Consider the following 22186-nt stretch of genomic DNA (forward strand, 5'->3'; position numbering starts at 1 on the left):
AGTCATTCCTCGTTATTCCGCGGCCTCAAGGCCGTCGCTTCCCAGTGCTGGCAACTGCATTTCAAACACCGCGCCACCGTATTGGCCGTTGCGCGCAGTCAGCCGTCCCCCATGGTCGTTCACGATCCCCGACGAGATGGCAAGCCCCAGGCCCACCCCGTCTCCGGGCTGTTTGGTGGTATAGAACGGCTCGAACAGGTTCTCGATATCCTCGATCCCATGCCCGTTGTCGCGTACCGTCAGGACAGCCGTGTCACCCGCCGCCAGGATGATTTCCACATCCGGCTCTGCCACTGATTTGGTGGCGTCCAGCGCATTGCGCAAGAGGTTGACCATCACTTGCTCGATCCGCATCCGGTCCCCCATCACCACCACCGGTTCTTCCGGCAGGATCTGGGTGATCTTCACATGGCGCTGACGCAACTGCGGCTCCATCATCGACAAGGCCGAGGCCAGCGCTTCGCCAAGATTTACAGGTGAAAACGCATCAGCCCCCTTGCGCGCGTAAGATTTGAGCTGCCGCGTAATCGCGCCCATCCGCTCGATCAGGCCATCGATCCGGCCAAAGCTGGCCAATGCCTCTTCCGGCCGGTTTCGACGCAACAGCAGACGGGCGCCGGCCAGATAGGTTTTCATTGCAGCCAGAGGTTGATTCAGCTCGTGACTGACCGCCGCTGACATCTCACCCAGAGCTGCAAGTTTCGAGCTTTGGGCAAGGGTCTGTTCCGCCAAATCCAACGTCTTTTCAACCCGTTCGCGTTCAGCGATTTCCCGCTGTAGCCTAGCGTTCAATGCGCGAAGCTCTGCCGACTCGCGCTGAAACAGGGTCATGCGCAGCGTCGCGCGTCGGCTCAACGCGTAGAACGCCAGCGCCAGAAGAATCGCAAAGCCCATGATCTCGAGCGCCAGAACGCTGTTCACTTTCTCGCGGATCGAGGCATAGGTCGTGAATGAAGTCATTTGCCAGCCGCGGAACGGGATGCGCGTCTCCAGACGCATCACGGCCTCGCCTTGCAGGTAGGCGTCAGGTGGCAAAGCGGTCCAATCGGTCGTCGCGCGAATGGCCCGCTGGATCGCCCCTTGCGGCGGTTGACGCAGCAGGGCCGCCCCCTCATCCAGACCCCGCCAGCGCGGTTCGGTGGACAGAATGATGGTTCCGGTGCTGTCAGTGACCATAACCGCATCCGAAATACCGGCCCATGCCTGTTCAAACTTTTGCAGATCAACTTCGACAACGATCACGCCCAGTATTTCCGCACTGTTTTCAAGCCGGCGCGAATAGACAAAGCTATATCCGCCGGATTCCTTAGGAATAACGGAAAAGATCGTCGCATTTGACCGGATCGCGTCCACAAAATACGGAATATTCCTGTGCGCCTCGCCCAGTCTGTTCCGATCCGTCGCCGCAACCGTTCGCCCGTCACCATCCAACAGCATCAACGACGCCGCACCGATTTCCTCCACGAACGAAATCAAACGCTGCGTCGACAACGAATAGTCCCTGGATTGCAGCGCCGAAATCAGTGTCGGGTCCCGCGCCAGCAACTGGGGCACGATCGAGTTGCGGCGCAGTTCGCTCAGCAAATTGCCGGAATACAGCGCAAGGCGCAGCTCGGCCCGGTTGCGGGTGGATTCGGTGAACCTGTCAGTCAACAAGCGGTTGGTGATCCAAACCGTTGCGATTGTTGCCACCATCAATACAATAACAGCCAGCCGCAGCCGCCACCCCAACGGGGCGCCGCGAAACGGTTTCAGCAGCTTTGACCAGCCTGATCGCACGTCCGAGTTCATGATCAGACGTTACGCGCGGGCGCGCGTGACCTCAAGTCACGCCGCTTCAAACACACCTGACAATGCGCGGAACAGCGCCGCCCCGTCAGTGCCGCCATGCCCTTGATCGGCCGCGCGCTCGGGATGCGGCATCATACCCAGAACACGACGGTTTTCGGAAAGGATCCCCGCGATATCACCGACCGAGCCGTTTGGGTTCTCGGTATAGGTGAATGCGATCCTGTCCTGATCTCTCAACGCCGCCAGCGTTGCGTCATCCGCGAAATAGTTGCCGTCGTGATGCGCGATCGGAATACCGATCACGTCGCCTGCGTTATAGCCACCGGTAAAGACGCTGTCGCTGGTTTCAACTTTCAGGCCCACAGTCTTGCAGATGTATTTCAGCCCGGCATTGCGCAGCAGCGCCCCCGGCAGGATACCTGTTTCCGTCAGAACCTGAAATCCGTTGCAGATCCCGACCGCATAACCGCCGCGTTCGGTGTGGTTGACCACGGCCTTGCAGATCGGCGACTGCGCAGCGATTGCACCGCACCGCAGATAGTCACCGTAAGAAAACCCGCCCGGAACGCCTACGATATCAATACCGTCCGGCAGCGCCGCATCTTTGTGCCAGACCATGTCGACCTGAAAACCGGCCTGCTCAAAAGCGACCGCGAGGTCTCGGTCACAGTTCGATCCGGGGAAAACGATTACGGCTGCGCGCATGGCGGGCCCTCCTACGAGACAAAATCGGTGACGACCGCAACGCCCGGAGGGGTTGGATGGTCAAAGGCGGCAAGCTCGGCGCTCACCTGGTTGAGAGATATTTTTCGCGTGACCAACGGGCTCAGGTCAATTCCACCGCCCGCGATCAGCGACAACAAAGACGGATAGCGCCAGCTTGGCATTCCGCGTGTGCCAAAGACAGAAAGCTGGCCAGAGTAAAGCACATCCATCGGCAACGCCATCTGGGTGTGATCTCCAGCAGGCATCCCGATCTGCACCATGCGCCCCATTTTGCGCAGGGAACGCATAGCGGAAACGGTCGTAGCTTCGACGCCAAGCGCCTCGATCGCGACATGGGCACCGCCACCGGTGATATCCTTCACCGCCTGGGGCGCATCGCAGGTTGCCGCATTGACCACCGCATCTGCGCCCAGAGCCTTAGCATAGTTCAGTTTGTCATCCGTGATGTCGACAATTACCACACGTGCACCAAGCGCCTTGCCCAGCAGCAAAGTGGATATTCCGACACCGCCACCGCCGAAGACGGCAATCCATTCACCGCCTTGAACCTGTGCCCGACCGACCAATGCCTGCCACGCTGTCGTCACGCGGCAACCCAACGCGGCCGCGATGTCCGGCGCGATACTGTCCGGCAAGGATGTCAGGTTCGCGTCGGCATGGGCCACCGCGACATATTCCGCAAAAGCGCCGCCACAGGTGAACCCCGGCACAACCTGATCCGCGCAGATCGTCTGATGACCTTGCGCACAATCCGGACACCGGCCACAGGCCAGAATGAAAGGAGCAATCACCCGGTCTCCGACACGCCACCGGGTGACGCGCGCGCCGACGGAAACCACCTCGCCGCAATACTCGTGCCCTAGGGTCATGGGCAGGTTGACGTCCGGGTCCGAACCAGACCACGCGTGCCAGTCAGACCGGCACACACCGCAGGCCAGCACCCGCACGACCACGCCGTCTTCCGCCGGTGCGGGATCCGGGATCGTCGTTACCTCAAGCGGCTGACGGTAGGTGATCAGACGCGCGGCCCGCATTCCATCAGACCAGTTCGATCTCGTAGCGTTCGATAACAGTGTTGGCCAAAAGCTTTTCGCACATCTCGGTCACATCTGCTTCGGTCGCGCCGTCGGCCAGTTCAAGATCGATCACCTTGCCCTGACGCACACCTTCGACCTGATCAAAGCCCATTGCGCCCAATGCGTGCCGAACCGCTTCGCCCTGCGGGTCCAGCACCCCGTTCTTGAGCATCACATGAACCCGTGCTTTCATTTTGGCAACTCCACCTGCGGGCCGCAATCCGAGGCCCATTTCGTTGCGCGGGGGATAGCGCGCCAAATGGCTTTCGACAACCCTGTTTGCAAAGCAGTTTGCCGCAGCAATCCAACTATCCGCCTTCTTTGGCCAATCCCGGGTAATGCGCGTCAATTGCATGGAACGTGCCAGTCAGAACCATCTCGACCGCGACGGCGACCAGCAGGATGGCCATGATCCGGGTCAGGACGTTGATCATTGTCTCACCCAACAGGCGCGAGATCTGATCTGCGAACAACAATCCCAGCCCCACGATCACGCAGGCAATCAGGATCGCCGAACCCAGCGTCACGATTTCGGCGCCGTTCGACAGTTGGTGCGAAAAAACGATCGTGATGGCAATCGTGCCCGGCCCTATGGTCAAAGGTATCGCCAGCGGTACGACCGCAAAATTCAGTTTCCGCTCGTGCCCGTCGTCCATCGCGGCCTGATCGCCCGGCGGCCGGTCCTCGGCCTTCAACATCGACATCCCGATTCCGAAAATGATGATCCCTCCGGCAATCCGGAAAGCCGGCACATCAATGCCAAAAACCCCAAGCACCTCTTCCCCGATCACGACAGCGGTCAGCGCAATGACGGTAACCGAGATCATGACAACAACCGCAACGTGCCGCCGCTCTGCCGCAGTGCAGTTCTTGGTCATGCTCAGAAAAATGGGGATGTTGTAAAGCGGATTGAAGATTGCAAGCACGGCGGCCAGAAACTTCAGAAATACTGTCTGATCAAACAGTTCCGCCATTTGACACCCATCCTGAACCTTTTGTGCCTGCCCGAGGCAAACATGCTGGGGAAACGAGAAACTGTCAATTTCAACCGCGAACGAAAAAGCGCCGCAAACACGGTTGCGGCGCTTTGGCAAACTTGTGGTACGGCCGTTCCTAGTTGATCAGCGTCGGCTTGGTGACATTGTTGCTGGGCAGGACACCCAGTCGGCGTGCAACTTCGGAATAGGCGTCGGTCAAACTGCCCAAATCACGGCGGAACACGTCCTTGTCCAGTTTCTGACCGGTTTCGATATCCCACAGGCGGCAGCTGTCGGGGCTGATTTCGTCAGCAACGATCAGGCGCTGATAATCGCCTTCAAACACGCGGCCGATCTCGATCTTGAAGTCGACCAGACGAATGCCCACCGCCAGCATCACACCGCTCATGAAATCGTTCACGCGCAAGGCAAGGCTGAGGATATCGTCCATGTCCTGCTGGCTGGCCCAGCCAAACGCGGCGATGTGTTCTTCGGTGACTAGCGGATCACCCAGCGAATCGTCCTTGTAGCAGTACTCGACGATCGGGCGCGGCAGTTGCGTGCCCTCTGCAATGCCCAAGCGCTTGGACATCGATCCGGCGGCATAGTTGCGCACGATCACTTCCAGCGGAACGATTTCGCAGTTGCGAACCAGCTGTTCACGCATGTTCAGGCGGCGAATGAAGTGGTTCGGAATGCCGATCTGGGTCAGGCCGGTCATGAAGAATTCCGACAGGCGGTTGTTGAGCACACCCTTGCCGTCGATCACGTCCTTCTTTTCCGCGTTGAAGGCGGTGGCGTCATCCTTGAAATACTGGACGATCGTGCCCGGTTCGGGGCCTTCGTACAGAATCTTGGCCTTGCCTTCATAGATTTTCTTGCGACGCGCCATAAGCGACCTTTCCACTCTGCACAGAGGGATTGAGTCCCCTCACGTTCGCGTCCTCATAGTCCAAGCACCCATTTCCCGCAAGTTCATGTACCCGAGAGGCTTTGACGCAGCGCAAATCCCTTGCGCATGGGACGTCGTATAGTCATATCATCAGGAAAGAAGACATAACCCAAGAGGTCCTTGCCCTATGACGACGTTCGACGAACGCGAAAACGCCTTTGAAGCCAAGTTTGCCCATGATGAAGAGATGCAGTTCAAGGCACAAGCCCGCTGCAACAAGCTTTTGGGTCTGTGGGCTGCTGAAAAACTGGGTAAATCCGGTGCCGACGCCGAAGAATATGCAAAGACGGTCGTGATTTCCGACTTCGAGGAAGCCGGGCACGAAGATGTCGTTCGCAAGGTTTCCGGCGATCTGGGCAACCTGTCCTCGGACGAGGAAATCCGCGCGAAAATGGCCGAGCTTCTGCCCGAAGCCAAGGCGCAGGTCCTGAGCGAGACCAACTGAGCCTAGGGCGTCCGACTCATGATCTTCATGAGTTTTATGAATTTGATTTGACGCCTTGGTCATGAGACACGGGGCGTCTCTTTTTTTAACGGCGTTTTGCGCCTTTTCCTGGAACAACCCTATGACAAACGCGCTGAGCAAGCTTCTGGAATCCAATGACGCCATTCTGGCCGATGGTGCCACGGGAACGAATCTGTTCAACATGGGCCTGCAATCTGGTGACGCTCCTGAACTCTGGAACGTGGAAGCCCCGGACAAGATCCGGGCTCTGTATCAGGGGTCGGTTGATGCAGGCAGCGATCTGTTCCTGACCAACACGTTCGGCGGCACAGCGGCACGGCTGAAACTGCATGACGCGCACAACCGCGTGGGCGAACTGAACCGCATCGGCGCCGAGCTGGGGCGTGAAATCGCCGACAAGGCCGGACGACCAGTCGTCGTTGCAGGATCGGTCGGCCCGACTGGAGAAATCATGGAGCCGGTCGGCAGCCTGTCGCACGCGGAAGCCGTGGAAATGTTCCACGAACAGGCGGAAGCGCTGAAAGAAGGTGGGGTGGATGTTCTGTGGGTGGAAACCATCAGCGCCCCCGAAGAGTTTCGCGCCGCCGCCGAAGCCTTTGCACTGACCGACATGCCCTGGTGCGGCACAATGAGCTTTGACACGGCCGGACGCACGATGATGGGTGTCACCTCGGCCGATCTGGCCCAACTGGTCGAAACTCTGCCGAATCCCCCCATCGCTTTCGGTGCCAATTGCGGCACCGGCGCATCCGACATTCTGCGCACCGTACTGGGATTTGCCGCGCAAGGCACTGAACGCCCGCTGATTTCGAAGGGCAATGCAGGAATTCCGAAATACGTGGATGGCCACATCCATTATGACGGCACGCCCGAACTGATGGGGCAGTATGCCGCCATGGCGCGGGATGCCGGCGCGACCATCATTGGCGGGTGCTGCGGAACCATGCCCGACCACCTGCGCAAGATGCGTGAGGCGCTGGATACCACGCCTCGTGGTGAACGCCCGACACTCGATCAGATCACTGATGCGCTGGGTCCGTTCACATCCGCCTCGGACGGGACGGATGACGATGCGGCACCGGAACGCCGCACACGCCGCCGCCGCCGCGCATGACGTCAGCCTGATCAGCGCCCTTCGAATTTCGGAGGGCGTTTTTCCATGAAGGCCACGACACCTTCGGCGAAATCCCTCGAACGGCCACATTCGCCTTGCAGGTGCGCCTCGGTCGCAAGCTGCTGTTGCAGAGTGTTTTCATACGTTCCGCGAATGGCTTGCTTGATCGCGCCATAGGCGGCTGTGGGGCCCTTTGCCAGATACTCTGCCCTCTTGCGCCAATGATCAGCGAAAGCGTCATCCGGAACGGCTTCCCAGATCATGCCCCATTCATCCGCCTGCTTTGCCGTGATCTTTTCGGCAAATAAGGCCGCGCCCATTGCTTTGGCCAACCCCATCTGACGGGGCATGAACCATGTTCCCCCGGCATCCGGCAGCAGACCGATACGGGCAAATGCCTGTAGGAAATAGGCGCTTTCGGTGGCAATCACCACATCGGCACAAAGGGCAAGGTTCGCGCCTGCCCCGGCCGCCGGTCCGTTCACCGCGGCAATCGTGGGCACCGGGCAATTGTGGATCGTCTCCAGCATCGGTTCATATTCATCGCGCAGCGACCGTTCCAGATCGATCTTGCCGGTTGAAGACGCATCGCCCAGATCCTGCCCGGAACAAAACGCAGGGCCCGAACCGGTGATGACGACACAGCGCGCCTTGCTCGCTGCATCTTTCATGGCGTGCGCAATCTCTGCCCGCATCTGGGTGGTCAGCGCGTTCATCTTGTCCGGCTTGTTCAGCGTCAGAACTGCCAGACCGTCTGCAACCTCCAGAGCAACCGTTTCGTAATTCATGAAAACCCTCCCGTCGCGCCATGTGTTTTTGCACACTTACTGGCCCGGACGGGACGGGAAAAGCAGAACCACGCGTCAGTCTTCAAGAATTTGACGCAGACGTTCTTTTTCGTCCTCACTCAACGCGGCAGAGTCCACCGAAGCACGGGCCTTGGCCCGGGTACGGAGAAAGTTCAACCCAACCACGGCAGCGATCAACAGCATGATTGGCCCGGCCAGCCACAAAAACAGGTTCGAGCCGCTGGCAGTCGGTTTCAGAAGTACGTATTCGCCATACCGATCAACGATAAACGCGATCGCCTGTTCGTCCGTATCCCCAGCCACCAACCGTTCCCGCAACAACACGCGCAAATCGCGCGCGAGATCCGCGTTGCTTTCGTCGATGCTCTCATTGCGGCATACAAGGCAACGCAGTCCGGCGCTGAGATCCCGCGCACGCTGTTCCAGTACCGGATCATCCAGAACCTCGTCAGGCTGCACCGCAAAGACGGGTGTTGCGAGCATCATCAGAATCAGAACAAGGCGTTTCATTCCGCAGGTACTCCGCCGACCGGGGTTTTTCTTGCGCCTGCGGCCACACGGAAGCGCCTGTCACACAGGCTCAGGACACCGCCAAGCGCCATCAGGATACAGCCGCCCCAGATCCAGTTTGCAAGCGGCTTGATATAGGTTCGCATCACCCAGCCACCATTTGCCTGTTGATCGCCGATCACGACGTAAAGGTCCCCGAGGAAACGATAATCGATCGCCGCTTCGGTCGTGGGCATCCGCGCCACGGGGTAGTCCCGTTTTTCCGGGTGCAATGTCCCAATCGGGCGGCCATTCTTTTCAACCAGAACATCCGCCGTGGTCGAAAAATAGTTCGGCCCCTCGACCCGACGGACATCTTGCAGCGTCAGCGTGAACTGTCCCACTTCGAAAGGTTGGTTGGGTTGGGCGACGCGAATATCCTCGTCCTCCCATGCAGTCAGGCCTGCAATGGCAAAGATGGTAACACCCAGCCCGGTATGAGCGACGGCTTTACCCCAATCCGCACCTGGCAGGCGGAACAAGCGTTTCAGGCTGCCGTTGCGCCCCGTACGGCTCCACAAATCAACGATGGCGCCAAATGTAATCCACGCCCCAAGGAACAGACCCACCGGCCCCAAAGCGCTGCGGCCGGTCTGCATCGCCCAAACCAGCAGGGCAATCGCCAAGGCCAGACCAAAGGCATAGCGCAGCGACCAGGCCGTTTTTCCAATCCGCCCGCGTTTCCACGGCAACATGGCCCCGATGGGAAGGATCAATCCCAGCAAAACCATGAATGGAGAGAATGCAGCGTTGAAAAACGGCGCGCCGACCGAGAGTTTGCGATCAAACATCATCTCGGCCACCATCGGCCACATGGTACCGACAAAGACCACGAAACAACTGACCGCCAGCAGGACGTTGTTTACGATCAGCGCGCTTTCGCGGCTGACCATGCCGAAAACACCCTTGGCCTCCATCGCCTGCGCCCGCGCGGCAAACAAAGTCAGCGCCCCGCCGATGAAAACCACCAGAATGAACAGGATGAAAACCCCGCGTTCCGGATCATTGGCAAACGCGTGAACCGAAGTCAGCAGCCCCGAACGAACGATGAATGTCCCGATCAGCGAAAACCCGAAGGCAATGATTGCCAGCAGGATGGTCCAGCTTTTCAGCGCCTCGCGCTTTTCAACAACGATTGCCGAATGCAACAGCGCTGCCGCCAGGAGCCACGGCATGAAAGAAGCGTTCTCAACCGGATCCCAGAACCAGAAACCGCCCCAGCCCAGCTCGTAATAGGCCCACCAGGACCCCAGCGCGATGCCGATTGTCAAAAACACCCAGGCCGCCAGCGTCCATGGGCGAACCCAACGGCCCCATGCCGCATCGATACGCCCTTCGATCAGCGCGGCGATGGCAAAACTGAACGCCATGCTAAGCCCCACATAACCGAGATACAGAAACGGCGGATGGAAGGCCAAACCGGGATCCTGCAACAGCGGGTTCAGATCCCGCCCGTCAAACGGCGCAATTGCCAGCCGGTCAAACGGGTTCGAGGTAAACAGTATGAAAGCAAAAAATGCCACGGCAATGGCAGATTGAACCGCAAGCACACGCGCCTTCAGGCTTGGGGGCAACCCGCCCCCAAAGAACGCCGCCATCGCTCCGAACAGCGTGACAATCAGCACCCAAAGCAGCATCGATCCTTCGTGGTTTCCCCACGTCCCGCTGATCTTGTAGATCATCGGCTTGGCCGAATGACTGTTTTCGACCACGATCCGCAGCGAAAAGTCCGACACGATGAAAGCCCAGATCAGCGCACCGAAGGAAAATGCAGTCAGCAGAAACTGGACGATGGCAGCAGGCTCGGCAAAAGCCATCCAGCCGGTCCAGTTTTTTGACGCACCGATCAGAGGCACCACGCTTTGCACGATGGCGACGAAAAAGGCGAGGATGAGGGCGAAGTGGCCAAGCTCTGTAATCATGCCCCGGAATATACTGCGAGGCCGAACCGGGGGCCATTAACTTTCGCATGATCCGGGGGCACATAGTGTCGCGGGTCAAAGCCCCCGAAGCTTGCGCCAATCGGTCAATGCTGGATTCGCATCAGGACGCGAGGCGTTCTGTATCAGGTTGGCATCAGGGCCTGCGTCGGCGACGCCCGGGCTGTCGCTGCGCATGGCCCGCACCGTTTCTATGTTCCCCATGACCGTCGGCAGGCGCTGCATGGCTGCGCCTATATCCCGCTGAAAATCCTGCATTTTGCTCTGATGGCGCGCGCCAAAATAGAAAGAGACGATCACGCCCAGCAACCACCAAAGAGGTTCCGGCACCAGCGCAATGCCCTGCATGCGTTCAGCGAACCACAGCGGATCCACCATCGCGGCAACAAACAATCCCAGCGTTCCAAGCGCCAAAGCCGGGCGCGGCAACCGGTTCACGCCATCCATGACGCGGTCGAACAGGCCTTTTTGAGGAACCACGAACTCTCCGCCGAACTGCGTCATTGCCTGACTTTGCAACTCGGTCGCGCGCTCGGCACGGGACTCGGCGTTTTCCCGGTATATTTCAACCGTCTCACGCACAGCGTTGCGACCGCCGCCGAACAGCAGCGCCAATACCCCCGAGATCAACCCCATGCCGCAACCCTTTCCTTGAATTCACTTTCGGTCAGACGATAGCGTGGCGACAGAAACTCTTCGGCCCGTTTGATCCAGCCTCCTTTGCCACCGGATCGGGTGCGCGCGTATTTTCTGGATGCCGGTCGTTTGTCGGCCAGCCGAAAGTAATAGTTCCGCCGCGCCACGCCGTAGGCATCGCGCAACGCGTTGGGATCTGGTTGGGCCGCGTCTTCGCACGCCTGCGCCGTTTGCGCGCCGATCACGCCATCTGCCACCACGTCAAACCCCATATCACGTAAAAGCCGTTGCAGGATTATAACTGCTTGCGCACCGGCATTGACATACATGTCGAAGACAGGGGCATGCAGAACATCCGGCAACAGCGCGATGCGTGGCTTTTCAAAGTAGTGCTGAACAAAGATATCGACCGCCTCGCGCTGAGTAAGCGCCCGGACATCCGCCACGTCAACCAGCCCATCCCCCGTCAGATCCAGCCCAAGCCTGCGCATCGTGTGGATCGTGACACCGAACTTGGTTGCCCCGCCCGGATCGTCCGGGTCATTCACGTACCCGCCTTCCCGGCGCACAATTTCATTGGCAATCTGCCGAACCGTTTGCATAGCGCCCTCATTTCGTTGAATGGCACTGACGATCCCGAAAAAGAATTAACAAGCCTGAACGACCAAGGGCGCTGCCCGCATCCCGCGCGCAACGCCCTCAACACGAATGTGGGTCAGGTCAGCTTTCTTCAGCCTCTTTGTACACGCCCTGCTCTTTCAACGCGTCCACGACTTCCTTCGGCATATAGGTTTCGTCATGTTTGGCCAGAATTTCAGTGGCTTCAAAGACGCCGTTCACGTAACGTCCGGTGCCGACCATGCCCTGATTCTCCGAAAACAGATCAGGCAGAACCCCGGTGAAAGAAACCTTGACGCTTTCGCCGCCGTCGGTGACGACAAAATGTACGGTTTCGCCCTGCCCACGGATGATTGAACCTTCTTCGACCAGGCCGCCGATCCGAAAGACCTCGGTCGGCTTGGGTGGTTCGGCAATCACCTGGCTTGGCGAGCGGAAAAAGTTGATCCCGTCGCGCATGGCGTAACCAATCAACGCCGTCGACGCCACCAAGGCAACGACAGCTACCAGAATGACTTGTACTCGGCGACGTTTCTTGAGCGTTTTCATACCGTCCTCACGGGAATAACGGTGCCATCATCAGGCCCCGGGTTTCAATCTCACCTAACATCAGATTGGCGTTCTGCAAGGCTTGGCCACTGCTACCTTTTGTCAGGTTATCCAGCGCCGCGATCACGATCGCGCGCCGTTCGATCCGGTCTGCCACAACCCCGATATGACAGAAGTTGGACCCGCGCACGTGGTGGGTCGATGGTGTCTCGCCCATCGGCAGCATCTGAATGAAAGGCTCATCCGCATAAGCCTTTGCAAGCGTTTCATAGATGCTATTCGGGTCCCCTTTCACGTAGGTGGTGGCCAGAATGCCCCGGTTTGCAGGGATCAGGTGCGGAGTGAACTGCACATGAACCGTACGACCGGCCAGTTTGGAAAACTCCTGATCGAACTCGCCCAGATGCCTGTGGGTCCCGCCGACGGCATAGGCGTTGGTGCCCTCACTCAGTTCGGCGTGCAGCAGGTTTTCCTTCAGCGACCGCCCTGCCCCGGATACAGCACATTTCAGATCCAGCACGATATCGTCCAGATCAATCACCCCGGCAGAAACAAGCGGCCGCAGAACGTATTGACCGGTTGCCGCGTTGCACCCCGTACCCGCCACCAGCCGTGCGCCCCGGATTTCGTCGCGATAGAACTCGGTCAGGCCATAAACGGCCTCTTCCTGCTGCTCGAGCGCGGTATGCGGGTTTCCGTACCACTTTTCATATTCATCCGGGTCAGTCAGCCGGAAGTCAGCAGACAGATCGATGATCTTCAGATCCTTGGGCAGCGCACTGATCACTTCCTGGCTTGTCTTGTGCGGAAGGGCACAAAAGCACAGATCGATCCGGGAAAAATCGATCTCGGAAATCTTGCACAGGTCCGGCAGATCCATGTGGCGCAGATGCGGGAAAACCTGCGCCATGGTCATCCCCGCCTTGCGTTCGGCGGCCAGCGCGGCGATTTCCATGTTGGGGTGTTCGGCGATCAGCCGCACCAGTTCCGCACCGGTATAACCCGAAGCGCCCAGAATTGCGATTTTATGGGTCATGTCAGACCTCTTCTCAACGTGTGTCACATGTTACGACCGCCGATGCGACGGTCTTGAATTAATGAAAGCAGAGCGGCCGCGTCCTTGACCGAAGTCAGGCGGCCTCGAATGTGATTTGTCGTCGGAGGAACTGTGTCGCCCGATCGCTCACCACATTGGGTTTCCCCGTCGTCAGGAACCCTCCCGGGCCGTTACCCAGCATGTTGGGGTGGCGATGGAGATAATCCGCAAGGCTTTCCGCAACCAGTTCCCCCTGGCTATAGACCTGCACGTCAGGTCCCAATGCCGCCTGAAACACGTCTGCCATAAGCGGGTAATGCGTACAGCCCAGAATGGCCGCCTGCGGTTCAGGCATCTTGCGCTTGAGGGCTTCCACATGGCTGCGCACCAGCGCCTCGGCCAGGATCATGTCACCGTCTTCAATGGCATCCACGACGCCACCACATGCCTGCGCCTCGACATCCACGCCAATTGCCCGGAACGCCAGCTCGCGCTGAAAGGCCCGGCTGGATACAGTGGCTGGCGTGGCGAACAAGGCGACATGCTTGACCGCCACTTCGCGTGGGGGGGAATTGTCGCCCCATTGCCGTTCGGTCAGGGCCTCGATCAAGGGAACAAAGACACCAAGCACACGTTTGCCTTCGGGCACGCCCTCTTCCTGCATCCGGCGCAGCGCCGCCGCGCTGGCGGTGTTGCAGGCCAGAATCACCAAGTTGCAGCCGCGATCCCAAAGGTCCTGCACGGCCTTTCGGGTCAGCTGATAGATGTCCTCGGCATCGCGCACACCGTAAGGGGCATGCGCGCTGTCCGCGTAATACAGGAAATCAACGTCAGGCAGACGTGTCTGCGCGGCGCTCAGGACGGTAAGACCGCCCAATCCGGAATCAAAGATACCTACTGCCATTAGCCCCTTCAGGCGCGATGCCGTTCCTCAAATTCATAGCCATAGTCATAAGACTTCAGCGGTGTCGGAGACAGCTCATACGTCGCTTTGCGCAGGAAATCCATCATCTTGCGCGTATCCTTGCCCAGCGGATCCAGAATGTCGCGCCCGATAGGCGTGCCAATCACCACTTTGACCGGAGTATCGACACGTTTTTTGAATTCCTTGATCAGCAACCCCATGCGCAGGGTGTTGTGCATATGGCTAGCAATCTGAAACAGACGTGACGTGTGCCCGTCGAAGAACACCGGAACGACGGTGGCATTGGATTTGGCCACCATTCGGGCCGTGAAACCGCGCCAACCCGGATCCATGGGATGCGCGAACGGATTGACGCCGGTGCTGACCGTACCCCCAGGGAAAATCCCGATCGCGCCGCCATCGCCAAGGTAATTCATTGCGGTCTTCCGCGTATCCAGATTCAGTTTCACCGCTTCTTTGGTTTCATCAAACGAAACAGGCAAAACGATACGGTTCAGGTCTTCGGCCTTGCGGAAAACGCGATTTGCGAGAATCCGGAAATCACCACGGGTCTGGGACAATATATGCCCCATCATCAGCCCATCCAGAATTCCATATGGATGGTTTGCAATCAGGATAAGCGGACCTTCCTTGGGGATATTCGCCAGTACGCCACCAACGACATCCAAGGTCAATCCATAGCGATCGACCATGACCGACCAAAAATCCCGACCCTTTGCGACTTCTTGTTCGTATCCGTCGGCCCGTTTGATCAGACGCAACCGTCCCGTGGTGTTCTCCATCAGCCTGATGACCAACCGCCCCCCCTTGGTTTCGGCGGAATGCGCATACGAGATGTCACGAACGACATGACGACGAGAAGACATGAAGGGCTCCGTTTTGCTGCCCGCAAAATAAGTACAAGCAACAGGTTTGACCAGCTATCGTGACACCCTTGTGACGAATTACTCTGCCGCAGCTTGCAATTCAGGCCCACCGCTGCGGATGACGGCAAGTAGCTCCTCTCGCCGTTTCGCAGCCTTGGCCTCATTTTCCCGCAGTACCGGCCCAAATCCGCGGATATCCAGCGGCAAACGGGCCAGGGCGGCAATCGCATCACGGGTGTCCTGCGACAACAGGGGCAGAACCTCGCGCATGTCCTTTTCATACTGTCGGATCAGGGCGCGCTCCATCTTGCGTTCGGATGAATACCCAAAAATGTCCAGTGGTGTGCCGCGCAATGCCTTGAGTTTGGTCAACAGCTTCAATGCAGTCAGGATGGATTCGCTGAAGGCACGCTTTTTCGGCCTGCCATTGCTGCCTGATCCGCCGAATATCGGCGGGGCAAGGTGAAAGGTCATCTTGAAATCACCATCAAACTCGGCCGCCGCTTTTTCCCGACTGGTCAGCAGAAGGCGCGCAACCTCGTATTCGTCCTTGTACGACAACAGCTTGTGATACCCTTTTGCCACCGCTTCGCGCACATCCGCGACCTCGACACTGTCCACCAGCTTGCGGTACCGCCTGGCCAGCCGGGCGCTTTGATATTCCGTCAGGTGCTGCGCGCGAAACGCGATGATCTGATCCAGTGTCTTAGGCATCTCAGCCACGGTCGGCGCAAGGATGGATTGCACGTCTTCCGGGTGCAGAACCGCCCAACGTCCAATATCAAACGCACGTTTGTTGCGTTCGACCGCCGTGCCGTTCAATTCGATTGCCTCAAAGATCGCCTGATGGCTGACCGGCAACAGCCCGCGCTGCCAGGTCGCGCCGAAGATCATCATGTTGGAATAGATTGAATCCCCCATCACCGCGCGCGCCAGTTCAGTCGCATCAAACAGCGAGACATCTTCTTTCAGCCGCGCTTGCAGGGCCAGTTCCAGCTGATCCGCCGGAATGCGAAACTCGGTATCACGCGTGAAGTCGCCCGTCACCGTTTCATGGCTGTTCACGACGGCCCCCGTACGTCCGGTGCGCGTCAGGCCCAACGTCTTTGCGCCGGCCGAGACCACCAGATCGCCGCCGATCAGCGCGTGGGCCTCGCCAGTGGCGACGCGAATCGCGCTGATATCCTCGGGGCGGTTGGCCAATCTACAGTGGATGTGGACTGCGCCGCCTTTCTGCGCCAGCCCCGCCATTTCCATCATGCCCGCGCCTTTTCCGTCAATCTGCGCCGCCTGCGCAAGGATGGCGCCAATGGTGACGACACCCGTACCGCCGACGCCGGTAATCACGACGTTGTGCGTGCCGGTGATCTTCGGCAGATCTGGTGTTGGCAAATCTGGCAGATCAATTTCGGTCGTCGCCTCTTTGCGAATTTTCGCGCCCTCAAGCGTCACGAAAGACGGGCAGAAACCGTTCAAGCACGAGTAATCCTTGTTGCAGCTCGATTGATCAATGGCCCGCTTGCGGCCCAGTTCGGTCTGTTTGGGAACGATCGACACGCAGTTTGACTGTACACCGCAATCACCGCAACCTTCACAGACATCGGTATTGATGAACACACGCTTGTCGGGATCGGGGAATGTCCCGCGTTTGCGGCGGCGGCGCTTTTCGGCAGCGCAGGTTTGTACATAGACGATGACCGATACGCCCTCGATCTCGCGAAACTTCTCCTGCACCTGCATGAGATCGGCACGCTCGTATGTCTGAACGCTGGCGGGCAGAGCCTTGAAGTTGACGTCCTCTTTTTCATCGTAAACCAGGGCCACCTCTCGGACACCCATTGCCTTGACCTCGGCAACGATCCGTTCGGCGGTCAGGTCGCCTTCATTGTCCTGCCCGCCGGTCATGGCAACCGCGTCGTTGAACAATATCTTGAAGGTGATGTTCGTTCCTGCGGACAACGCAGCCCGGATCGCCTGAACGCCCGAGTGGTTGTACGTGCCATCGCCAAGGTTCTGGAACACGTGCTTGGTCGTCGAAAACGGAGCCTCACCGATCCAGTTGGCGCCTTCCCCACCCATCTGAGTGAAACCGGTCGTCTCGCGATCCATCCATTGAACCATGTAGTGACAGCCGATGCCGGCATAGGCGCGGCTGCCTTCCGGTACCCTGGTCGAGCTGTTATGCGGGCAGCCGGAACAGAAATACGGAAGCCGCGTTGCTATTTCCTGTGCGTTGTCGGCCCGGCGCGCTTCTGACAAAGACGCCAGCCCGGCCCGGATACCATCGGTCTCGCGCCCCTCTTCAATCAGGATCTCGCCCAGCTTTTCAGCAATCATGATCGGGTCAAGCGCACCGCGCGTCGGGAACAGTTCTTCGCGGTGCAATGTCCCGGCACCGCCTTTGTACCAGCCATAGACCCGCCGTCCGCGCCGGTCGTCAAAGATGGCCTCTTTGACCTGAACCTCGATCAGCTTGCGCTTTTCCTCGACGATCACGATCAGGTCCAGCCCCTCTGCCCAGTCGTGGAATCCGGCCATATCCAGCGGGAAAGTCTGCCCCACCTTGTACGTGGTAATCCCCAGACGCTCGGCCTCGGCTTCGTCGATATTCAGAAGCGAAAGCGCATGTGTCAGGTCCAGCCAGTTTTTGCCCGCCGCGACAAAACCGATCTTGGCGCCGGGTTTGCCCCACATCCGCCTGTCCAGTTTGTTGGCGTGTGAAAACGTTTCGGCCGCGAACCTTTTGTAATCGATGACACGCGTTTCCTGCAGATGCGGTGTGTCGCCCAATCGGATGTTCAACCCACCTTCCGGCATGTCGAATTCTGGGATGACCATTTGCATCCGGTCCGGACTTCCATCCACGACCGAAGTGACTTCGATCGTGTCTTTCATCGTCTTCAGACCCACCCAGACCCCCGCGAAACGGCTGAGTGCAAATCCATAAATTCCATAATCAAGGATTTCCTGAACGCCAGCCGGGCTGACGATCGGCATGTACATGTCGACCAGCGACCATTCCGACTGATGCAACACCGTCGAGCTTTCGCCGGTATGGTCATCGCCCATCGCCATGAGCACACCGCCATGTTTGGCTGTCCCTGCCATGTTTGCGTGGCGCATGACGTCACCGGACCGGTCAACGCCCGGCCCCTTGCCATACCAAAGCCCGAAGACCCCATCGAATTTGCCGTCGCCGCGCAGACCCGCCTGCTGGCTGCCCCAGAGCGCGGTGGCTGCCAGGTCTTCGTTCAAACCGAACTGAAACGTGATATCGCTTTCGGCCAGTGGCTTTTGGGCCCGCATCATTTGCTGATCCACTGCCCCCAAAGGCGACCCGCGGTACCCGGTGACCAATCCCGCCGTGTTAAGACCCGCTTGCCGGTCTCTGGCCTTTTGCATCAGCATCAAGCGCACAAGCGCCTGCGTTCCATTCAGAAGAACCGGGTTTTTCTCAAGATCGAACCGGTCGTTCAGCGTTATCTGTGGCTGGCTCATCAGACGTCTCCCCTCGTCAGATCAGTGTGCTTTACTTGGGTTCATTTTAGGTCATAATTTCTGACCTGTATAGAATTTATCCACTGATATGTAACGATTTCGTCCTTTGAATGTAGAACTTGTTACCTATTTCATATAGGGCTTCTGAAAGATAACGAAAGTTGCGGTGATGGATTGGGACAAGCTTAGAATATTTCACGCGGTGGCCGATGCGGGCAGCCTTACGCACGCCGGAGACAAGCTGAACCTGTCTCAATCCGCCGTAAGCCGACAGATCCGCGCATTGGAAGAGTCTCTGGATGCCACCCTGTTCCACCGTCACGCGCGGGGGCTGATTCTCACCGAACAGGGCGAGTTGTTGTTCGACGCCACATCCGCCATGTCGAAACGGCTGGATGCCGCAGCAGCGCGTATTCGGGACAGCGAGGAAGAAGTCTTTGGTGTTTTGCGTGTCACGACGACCTTCGGCTTTGGAACACTCTGGCTGGCACCGCGCTTGCCCAAACTGTACGAGCAATACCCTGATCTGAACATCGACCTGATGCTTGAAGAACGCGTTCTGGATCTTCCGATGCGCGAAGCGGACGTCGCCATCCGCATGAAAGAGCCCAGCCAGGCTGACCTGGTGCGCAAGCGCCTGATGACCGTTCAGATGATGTTGTATGCAACCCAGGATTATATCGAAAACCACGGCGGCATGTTGCAGTCTCTGGAAGAGATCAAGGACCACCGTCTGATTTGTCAGACCCCTGCGGCGCCGCAGGTTGGGGCCAGTGCCGCCATGGTGCGCCACCTGATGACCTATAATCCCGGCTCCTTGCTGACTGTGAACAACTATTTTGGTGTGCTTCAGGGCGTTTTGCACAATCTGGGCATCGGTGTTCTGCCCGATTATGTCACTCAGGATTTTCCGCACCTCGTGCCCATCCTTTCAGACATCGAAACCGCAGATGTTCCGGTATATCTGGCCTACCCGGAAGAATTACGGCATTCAAAACGCGTTGGCGCGTTTCGCGATTTCGTGCAGGACGAAATCATCGAACAGCGTAAACAACTGAAACAGATGGGAAAACTGTAGCTATGCGTAAATAGCATAACGGACATGAAGTGTTCACAGGGTTAATTGCCTTGAACGTTCACAAACTGACCCCTAGATGAGCACTCGAAGGCGGTGATGCTGAAACGCTCATCATCTTCATACCTCCCTGTTGGACTACGGCCGAGCTCATAGCTCGGCCTTTTTTTTGGCTGGACCCTGCATTAAGTCAGCGAAAGCTCTGGGAAAAATACACGCATAGGCATATGATCCCTAAAAAAACGATACAATTTCGTGTTTGAGGGAAAATACATGTTCCACCCACTCCGCCTGGTTTTGGCGCTCGTCTCCGCATTGTTCATGGCAGTGCCACTGTATGCACAGGACGCCGGCTCAACTTCTACAGTGGCCATTCCGGAAGACCTGACACCCGAACAGGTCGACGATCTTGTTGCACGCATGTCCGATGATCAGGTTCGCGCAATTCTATTGGAACGCCTTGATGCCGTGGCGGAAAAACAAGCCGCCGAAAAGGCGGACGTAGAAGACCCGTTGACCGAGATAAGCGAGATTTGGGCAGCCATGGTCGCATCCTGGACACATGTTCTGACAACTGCTCCCAACATTATCACCGCGCAGATTACCGCGTTCAGCAATTTTAGCGATACATTCGGAACGACCGGTGTCTTTACACTTATGGGGCTTGTCCTTTCTGTACTTGTTGTCGGTTTCATTGCGGAAAAGCTGTTCATCTTCCTGACACGTCGCTGGCATGAAGCGACCGAAGCGGCGGACGAGGCCGACCTTTGGGGCGCCGTCAGATACCTGTTTCGTCGGTTCTGCCGCGAAATCGCCGGGCTGATCATTTTCTATGTCGTGATCCGCGCAGTTGGCCGCGGTCTTCTAACCACGGAACAGATCACCTATGCTGCACCGTTTGTATTCTATCTTATCTGGGTGCCGCGATTGGGTGCAGCAGCGTCCCGGTTTGTTCTGGCACCGGAAAAGCCGCAATTTCGGTTGGTCAATATCGACGACCACTGGGCAAAGTACCTGCACCGCAACCTGATCGGCCTGTTGATCCTGATCGGGTTCACGCTGTTCGTCGTACGGTTCAACGCGCTCAATGGCGTCACGGGTGACGATACCCGCATTGGCTTCTGGCTGAACGCTGCAATTCACGTCTATATCGCCGTAATCGCGTGGACCGCGCGCGAAGGACTGTCGCAGATGATGCTTGGGACAGACCCGGATCACACGAAATTCGATGAAGAAGTTGCGCATTATTACCCCTATTTTGCCATCGGCGTTTCGGTGGCAATCTGGCTGCTGGTCGAGTTCCTGGTCGCACAGCGTGATCCGGCAACATTGAGATTGCTGACCAGCGGTGCGCATTTCACGACGATGTTCTGGTTGTTGATTGCACCTGCGCTGGATACGCTGATCCGCGGTCTCGTGCGGCATTTGCAACCGCCAATGTCGGGCGAAGGTCCTCTTGCCGAACGCGCCTACCGTTCCGCGAAACGCAGCTATATCCGGATTGGTCGCGTTATCGCCGGCTTGGTCGTTGTTTTCATGATTGCACGCGCATGGCATCTTGACCTGCGCAATGTCGCTTCGGCCGGTGTCGGTGCCGAAGTCGGCGGGGCTGTGATCGAATTCCTGCTGATCATCGCCGTTGGCTATATCCTGAACGAGGTCGTCTCGCTCTGGATCAACCGCCGACTGGCCAGGGAACAGACTGCGGCCGAGGCCCTGGACGAAGAGGCAGGCGGTGAAGGCGGCGGTGCCGGCGGCTCTCGTCTGGCGACGGTTCTGCCTCTGATGCGGATCACCGCCCAGATTACGATTGCCGTGATTTTTGGCCTGCTGGCGCTGGGCGCATTGGGCATCAATATCACGCCGCTTTTGGCCGGTGCCGGTGTCCTGGGTCTAGCGATCGGTTTTGGTGCGCAAAAGCTGGTTGCTGACATCGTGGGCGGGGTTTTCTTCCTGATCGACGATGCTTTCCGCGTCGGAGAATATGTCGATGTCGGCGGCACGATGGGAACTGTCGAGAAGATCTCGGTTCGCTCGATGCAGTTGCGTCACCATCGCGGCCCCGTACACACGATTCCCTACGGTGAGATTCAGAAGCTGACAAATTTCAGCCGCGACTGGGTGATCATGAAGCTGAAATTCACCGTGCCGTTCGACACCGATCCCAACAAGGTCAAGAAGATCTTCAAGAAGATCGGTGCTGAGATGATGGAGGACGAGACCCACAAGGATGGCTTCCTGCAACCGTTCAAATCGCAAGGTGTGTTCGATTTTGACGATGTCGGCATGATCATCCGTGGCAAGTTCATGGCCAAGCCCGGCAAGCAGTTCACATTGCGCAAGGAGATCTTCAACCGGGTCAAGGCGGCCTTCAAGGAAAACGGCATCGACTTTGCCCGCCGCGAGGTGCGCGTTGCAATTCCGGGTCTGGACGACAATGAAAACCTGACCCCGGAACAGAAGACGGCTGTTGGCGCCGCAGCCGCAGCGCAGCTCAACAAGGATCAGGGATCGGCGTAAGCTTCGCGGTCCACGCCAGCTGCATGCACCCATTTTGGGGCGCATTCATCCGGAACCGGCATT

The 22186-nt window shown here is 58.1% G+C and carries 20 protein-coding genes; 4 read left to right on the top strand and 16 right to left on the bottom strand.

The features are described 5' to 3' along the window. Positions 1-12 precede the first annotated feature (12 nt). The 6 genes from ACR0A2_RS03760 to purC all read right to left on the bottom strand — a co-directional run bounded on the left by ACR0A2_RS03760 (position 13) and on the right by purC (position 5462). A complete protein-coding gene (locus tag ACR0A2_RS03760; RefSeq protein ID WP_371807735.1) occupies positions 13-1695 on the bottom strand; it encodes a sensor histidine kinase in 1683 nt (560 codons plus the stop codon). 132 nt (positions 1696-1827) lie between these two features. Continuing rightward, positions 1828-2496, bottom strand: coding sequence for a phosphoribosylformylglycinamidine synthase subunit PurQ (gene purQ / locus ACR0A2_RS03765; RefSeq protein ID WP_152457897.1), 669 nt, complete (start codon positions 2494-2496; stop codon positions 1828-1830). An 11-nt stretch (positions 2497-2507) separates the two neighbouring features. Then, on the bottom strand, positions 2508-3551 hold the full coding sequence (locus ACR0A2_RS03770) for a zinc-dependent alcohol dehydrogenase family protein (RefSeq protein WP_480834094.1): 1044 nt from the start codon (positions 3549-3551) through the stop codon (positions 2508-2510). Positions 3552-3555: 4 nt separating this feature from the next. Further along, positions 3556-3786, bottom strand: coding sequence for a phosphoribosylformylglycinamidine synthase subunit PurS (gene purS / locus ACR0A2_RS03775; RefSeq protein WP_117872765.1), 231 nt, complete (start codon positions 3784-3786; stop codon positions 3556-3558). A 115-nt stretch (positions 3787-3901) separates the two neighbouring features. Beyond that, positions 3902-4567, bottom strand: a complete 666-nt coding sequence (locus ACR0A2_RS03780) for a MarC family protein (RefSeq protein ID WP_171228698.1) — start codon at positions 4565-4567, stop codon at positions 3902-3904. 139 nt (positions 4568-4706) lie between these two features. Then, a complete protein-coding gene (gene purC, locus ACR0A2_RS03785; RefSeq protein WP_117869044.1) occupies positions 4707-5462 on the bottom strand; it encodes a phosphoribosylaminoimidazolesuccinocarboxamide synthase in 756 nt (251 codons plus the stop codon). A 187-nt stretch (positions 5463-5649) separates the two neighbouring features. On the opposite strand from purC, the gene ACR0A2_RS03790 reads away from it, so the two are divergent. Together ACR0A2_RS03790 and bmt are read left to right on the top strand one after the other, a co-directional pair. Beyond that, positions 5650-5967, top strand: coding sequence for a DUF1476 domain-containing protein (locus ACR0A2_RS03790; protein ID WP_152457893.1), 318 nt, complete (start codon positions 5650-5652; stop codon positions 5965-5967). A 121-nt stretch (positions 5968-6088) separates the two neighbouring features. Continuing rightward, entirely contained in the window at positions 6089-7102 is a 1014-nt protein-coding gene (gene bmt, locus ACR0A2_RS03795) for a betaine--homocysteine S-methyltransferase (protein ID WP_480834096.1), read from the top strand. 11 nt (positions 7103-7113) lie between these two features. Here the strand turns inward: bmt and ACR0A2_RS03800 are convergent, their stop codons facing one another. From ACR0A2_RS03800 to ACR0A2_RS03845, 10 genes are all read right to left on the bottom strand, one after another. Then, positions 7114-7890 carry an enoyl-CoA hydratase-related protein gene (locus ACR0A2_RS03800; RefSeq protein WP_480834097.1) on the bottom strand — a complete coding sequence of 259 codons (777 nt, stop codon included), beginning with the start codon at positions 7888-7890 and terminating at the stop codon, positions 7114-7116. 75 nt (positions 7891-7965) lie between these two features. After that, positions 7966-8421, bottom strand: coding sequence for a cytochrome c-type biogenesis protein (locus tag ACR0A2_RS03805; RefSeq protein WP_480834098.1), 456 nt, complete (start codon positions 8419-8421; stop codon positions 7966-7968). Beyond that, a complete protein-coding gene (locus tag ACR0A2_RS03810) occupies positions 8418-10382 on the bottom strand; it encodes a heme lyase CcmF/NrfE family subunit (protein WP_480834099.1) in 1965 nt (654 codons plus the stop codon). Before ACR0A2_RS03810 ends, ACR0A2_RS03805 begins: the two co-directional genes overlap by 4 nt. A gap of 75 nt (positions 10383-10457) precedes the next feature. Continuing rightward, entirely contained in the window at positions 10458-11036 is a 579-nt protein-coding gene (locus ACR0A2_RS03815; protein WP_480834100.1) for a holin family protein, read from the bottom strand. Continuing rightward, positions 11027-11638, bottom strand: coding sequence for a holin-associated N-acetylmuramidase (locus ACR0A2_RS03820; protein ID WP_224855645.1), 612 nt, complete (start codon positions 11636-11638; stop codon positions 11027-11029). Before ACR0A2_RS03820 ends, ACR0A2_RS03815 begins: the two co-directional genes overlap by 10 nt. Before the next feature lie 118 nt (positions 11639-11756). Then, complete coding sequence (gene ccmE, locus ACR0A2_RS03825) at positions 11757-12203, bottom strand: cytochrome c maturation protein CcmE (protein WP_171116077.1); 447 nt, start codon at positions 12201-12203, stop codon at positions 11757-11759. 7 nt (positions 12204-12210) lie between these two features. Beyond that, the gene (gene argC / locus ACR0A2_RS03830) at positions 12211-13239 is read right to left on the bottom strand and encodes an N-acetyl-gamma-glutamyl-phosphate reductase (protein ID WP_171168292.1); all 1029 of its coding nucleotides are present in this window, start codon (positions 13237-13239) and stop codon (positions 12211-12213) included. 94 nt (positions 13240-13333) lie between these two features. Continuing rightward, entirely contained in the window at positions 13334-14143 is an 810-nt protein-coding gene (locus ACR0A2_RS03835) for a glutamate racemase (protein WP_171168294.1), read from the bottom strand. Between the two features lie 8 nt (positions 14144-14151). After that, the gene (locus ACR0A2_RS03840) at positions 14152-15030 is read right to left on the bottom strand and encodes a lysophospholipid acyltransferase family protein (RefSeq protein ID WP_480834101.1); all 879 of its coding nucleotides are present in this window, start codon (positions 15028-15030) and stop codon (positions 14152-14154) included. 78 nt (positions 15031-15108) lie between these two features. Continuing rightward, a complete protein-coding gene (locus ACR0A2_RS03845; RefSeq protein WP_480834102.1) occupies positions 15109-18528 on the bottom strand; it encodes an indolepyruvate ferredoxin oxidoreductase family protein in 3420 nt (1139 codons plus the stop codon). A gap of 169 nt (positions 18529-18697) precedes the next feature. Between ACR0A2_RS03845 and ACR0A2_RS03850 the strand changes: the two genes are divergently transcribed. After that, entirely contained in the window at positions 18698-19606 is a 909-nt protein-coding gene (locus tag ACR0A2_RS03850) for a LysR family transcriptional regulator (protein WP_171228688.1), read from the top strand. 270 nt (positions 19607-19876) lie between these two features. Beyond that, a complete protein-coding gene (locus tag ACR0A2_RS03855) occupies positions 19877-22123 on the top strand; it encodes a mechanosensitive ion channel domain-containing protein (RefSeq protein WP_171362914.1) in 2247 nt (748 codons plus the stop codon). Positions 22124-22186: the final 63 nt, after the last annotated feature.

Source organism: Ruegeria sp. H8, from assembly GCF_056532905.1.

Excerpts from the sequence above, each read along its gene's own strand:
- ACR0A2_RS03760 (WP_371807735.1), bottom strand. The coding sequence starts at position 1,695 with ATGGTGGCAACAATCGCAACGGTTTGGATCACCAACCGCTTGTTGACT.
- purQ (WP_152457897.1), bottom strand. The coding sequence starts at position 2,496 with ATGCGCGCAGCCGTAATCGTTTTCCCCGGATCGAACTGTGACCGAGAC.
- ACR0A2_RS03770 (WP_480834094.1), bottom strand. The coding sequence starts at position 3,551 with ATGCGGGCCGCGCGTCTGATCACCTACCGTCAGCCGCTTGAGGTAACG.
- purS (WP_117872765.1), bottom strand. The coding sequence starts at position 3,786 with ATGAAAGCACGGGTTCATGTGATGCTCAAGAACGGGGTGCTGGACCCG.
- ACR0A2_RS03780 (WP_171228698.1), bottom strand. The coding sequence starts at position 4,567 with ATGGCGGAACTGTTTGATCAGACAGTATTTCTGAAGTTTCTGGCCGCC.
- purC (WP_117869044.1), bottom strand. The coding sequence starts at position 5,462 with ATGGCGCGTCGCAAGAAAATCTATGAAGGCAAGGCCAAGATTCTGTAC.
- ACR0A2_RS03790 (WP_152457893.1), top strand. The coding sequence starts at position 5,650 with ATGACGACGTTCGACGAACGCGAAAACGCCTTTGAAGCCAAGTTTGCC.
- bmt (WP_480834096.1), top strand. The coding sequence starts at position 6,089 with ATGACAAACGCGCTGAGCAAGCTTCTGGAATCCAATGACGCCATTCTG.
- ACR0A2_RS03800 (WP_480834097.1), bottom strand. The coding sequence starts at position 7,890 with ATGAATTACGAAACGGTTGCTCTGGAGGTTGCAGACGGTCTGGCAGTT.
- ACR0A2_RS03805 (WP_480834098.1), bottom strand. The coding sequence starts at position 8,421 with ATGAAACGCCTTGTTCTGATTCTGATGATGCTCGCAACACCCGTCTTT.
- ACR0A2_RS03810 (WP_480834099.1), bottom strand. The coding sequence starts at position 10,382 with ATGATTACAGAGCTTGGCCACTTCGCCCTCATCCTCGCCTTTTTCGTC.
- ACR0A2_RS03815 (WP_480834100.1), bottom strand. The coding sequence starts at position 11,036 with ATGGGGTTGATCTCGGGGGTATTGGCGCTGCTGTTCGGCGGCGGTCGC.
- ACR0A2_RS03820 (WP_224855645.1), bottom strand. The coding sequence starts at position 11,638 with ATGCAAACGGTTCGGCAGATTGCCAATGAAATTGTGCGCCGGGAAGGC.
- ccmE (WP_171116077.1), bottom strand. The coding sequence starts at position 12,203 with ATGAAAACGCTCAAGAAACGTCGCCGAGTACAAGTCATTCTGGTAGCT.
- argC (WP_171168292.1), bottom strand. The coding sequence starts at position 13,239 with ATGACCCATAAAATCGCAATTCTGGGCGCTTCGGGTTATACCGGTGCG.
- ACR0A2_RS03835 (WP_171168294.1), bottom strand. The coding sequence starts at position 14,143 with ATGGCAGTAGGTATCTTTGATTCCGGATTGGGCGGTCTTACCGTCCTG.
- ACR0A2_RS03840 (WP_480834101.1), bottom strand. The coding sequence starts at position 15,030 with ATGTCTTCTCGTCGTCATGTCGTTCGTGACATCTCGTATGCGCATTCC.
- ACR0A2_RS03845 (WP_480834102.1), bottom strand. The coding sequence starts at position 18,528 with ATGAGCCAGCCACAGATAACGCTGAACGACCGGTTCGATCTTGAGAAA.
- ACR0A2_RS03850 (WP_171228688.1), top strand. The coding sequence starts at position 18,698 with ATGGATTGGGACAAGCTTAGAATATTTCACGCGGTGGCCGATGCGGGC.
- ACR0A2_RS03855 (WP_171362914.1), top strand. The coding sequence starts at position 19,877 with ATGTTCCACCCACTCCGCCTGGTTTTGGCGCTCGTCTCCGCATTGTTC.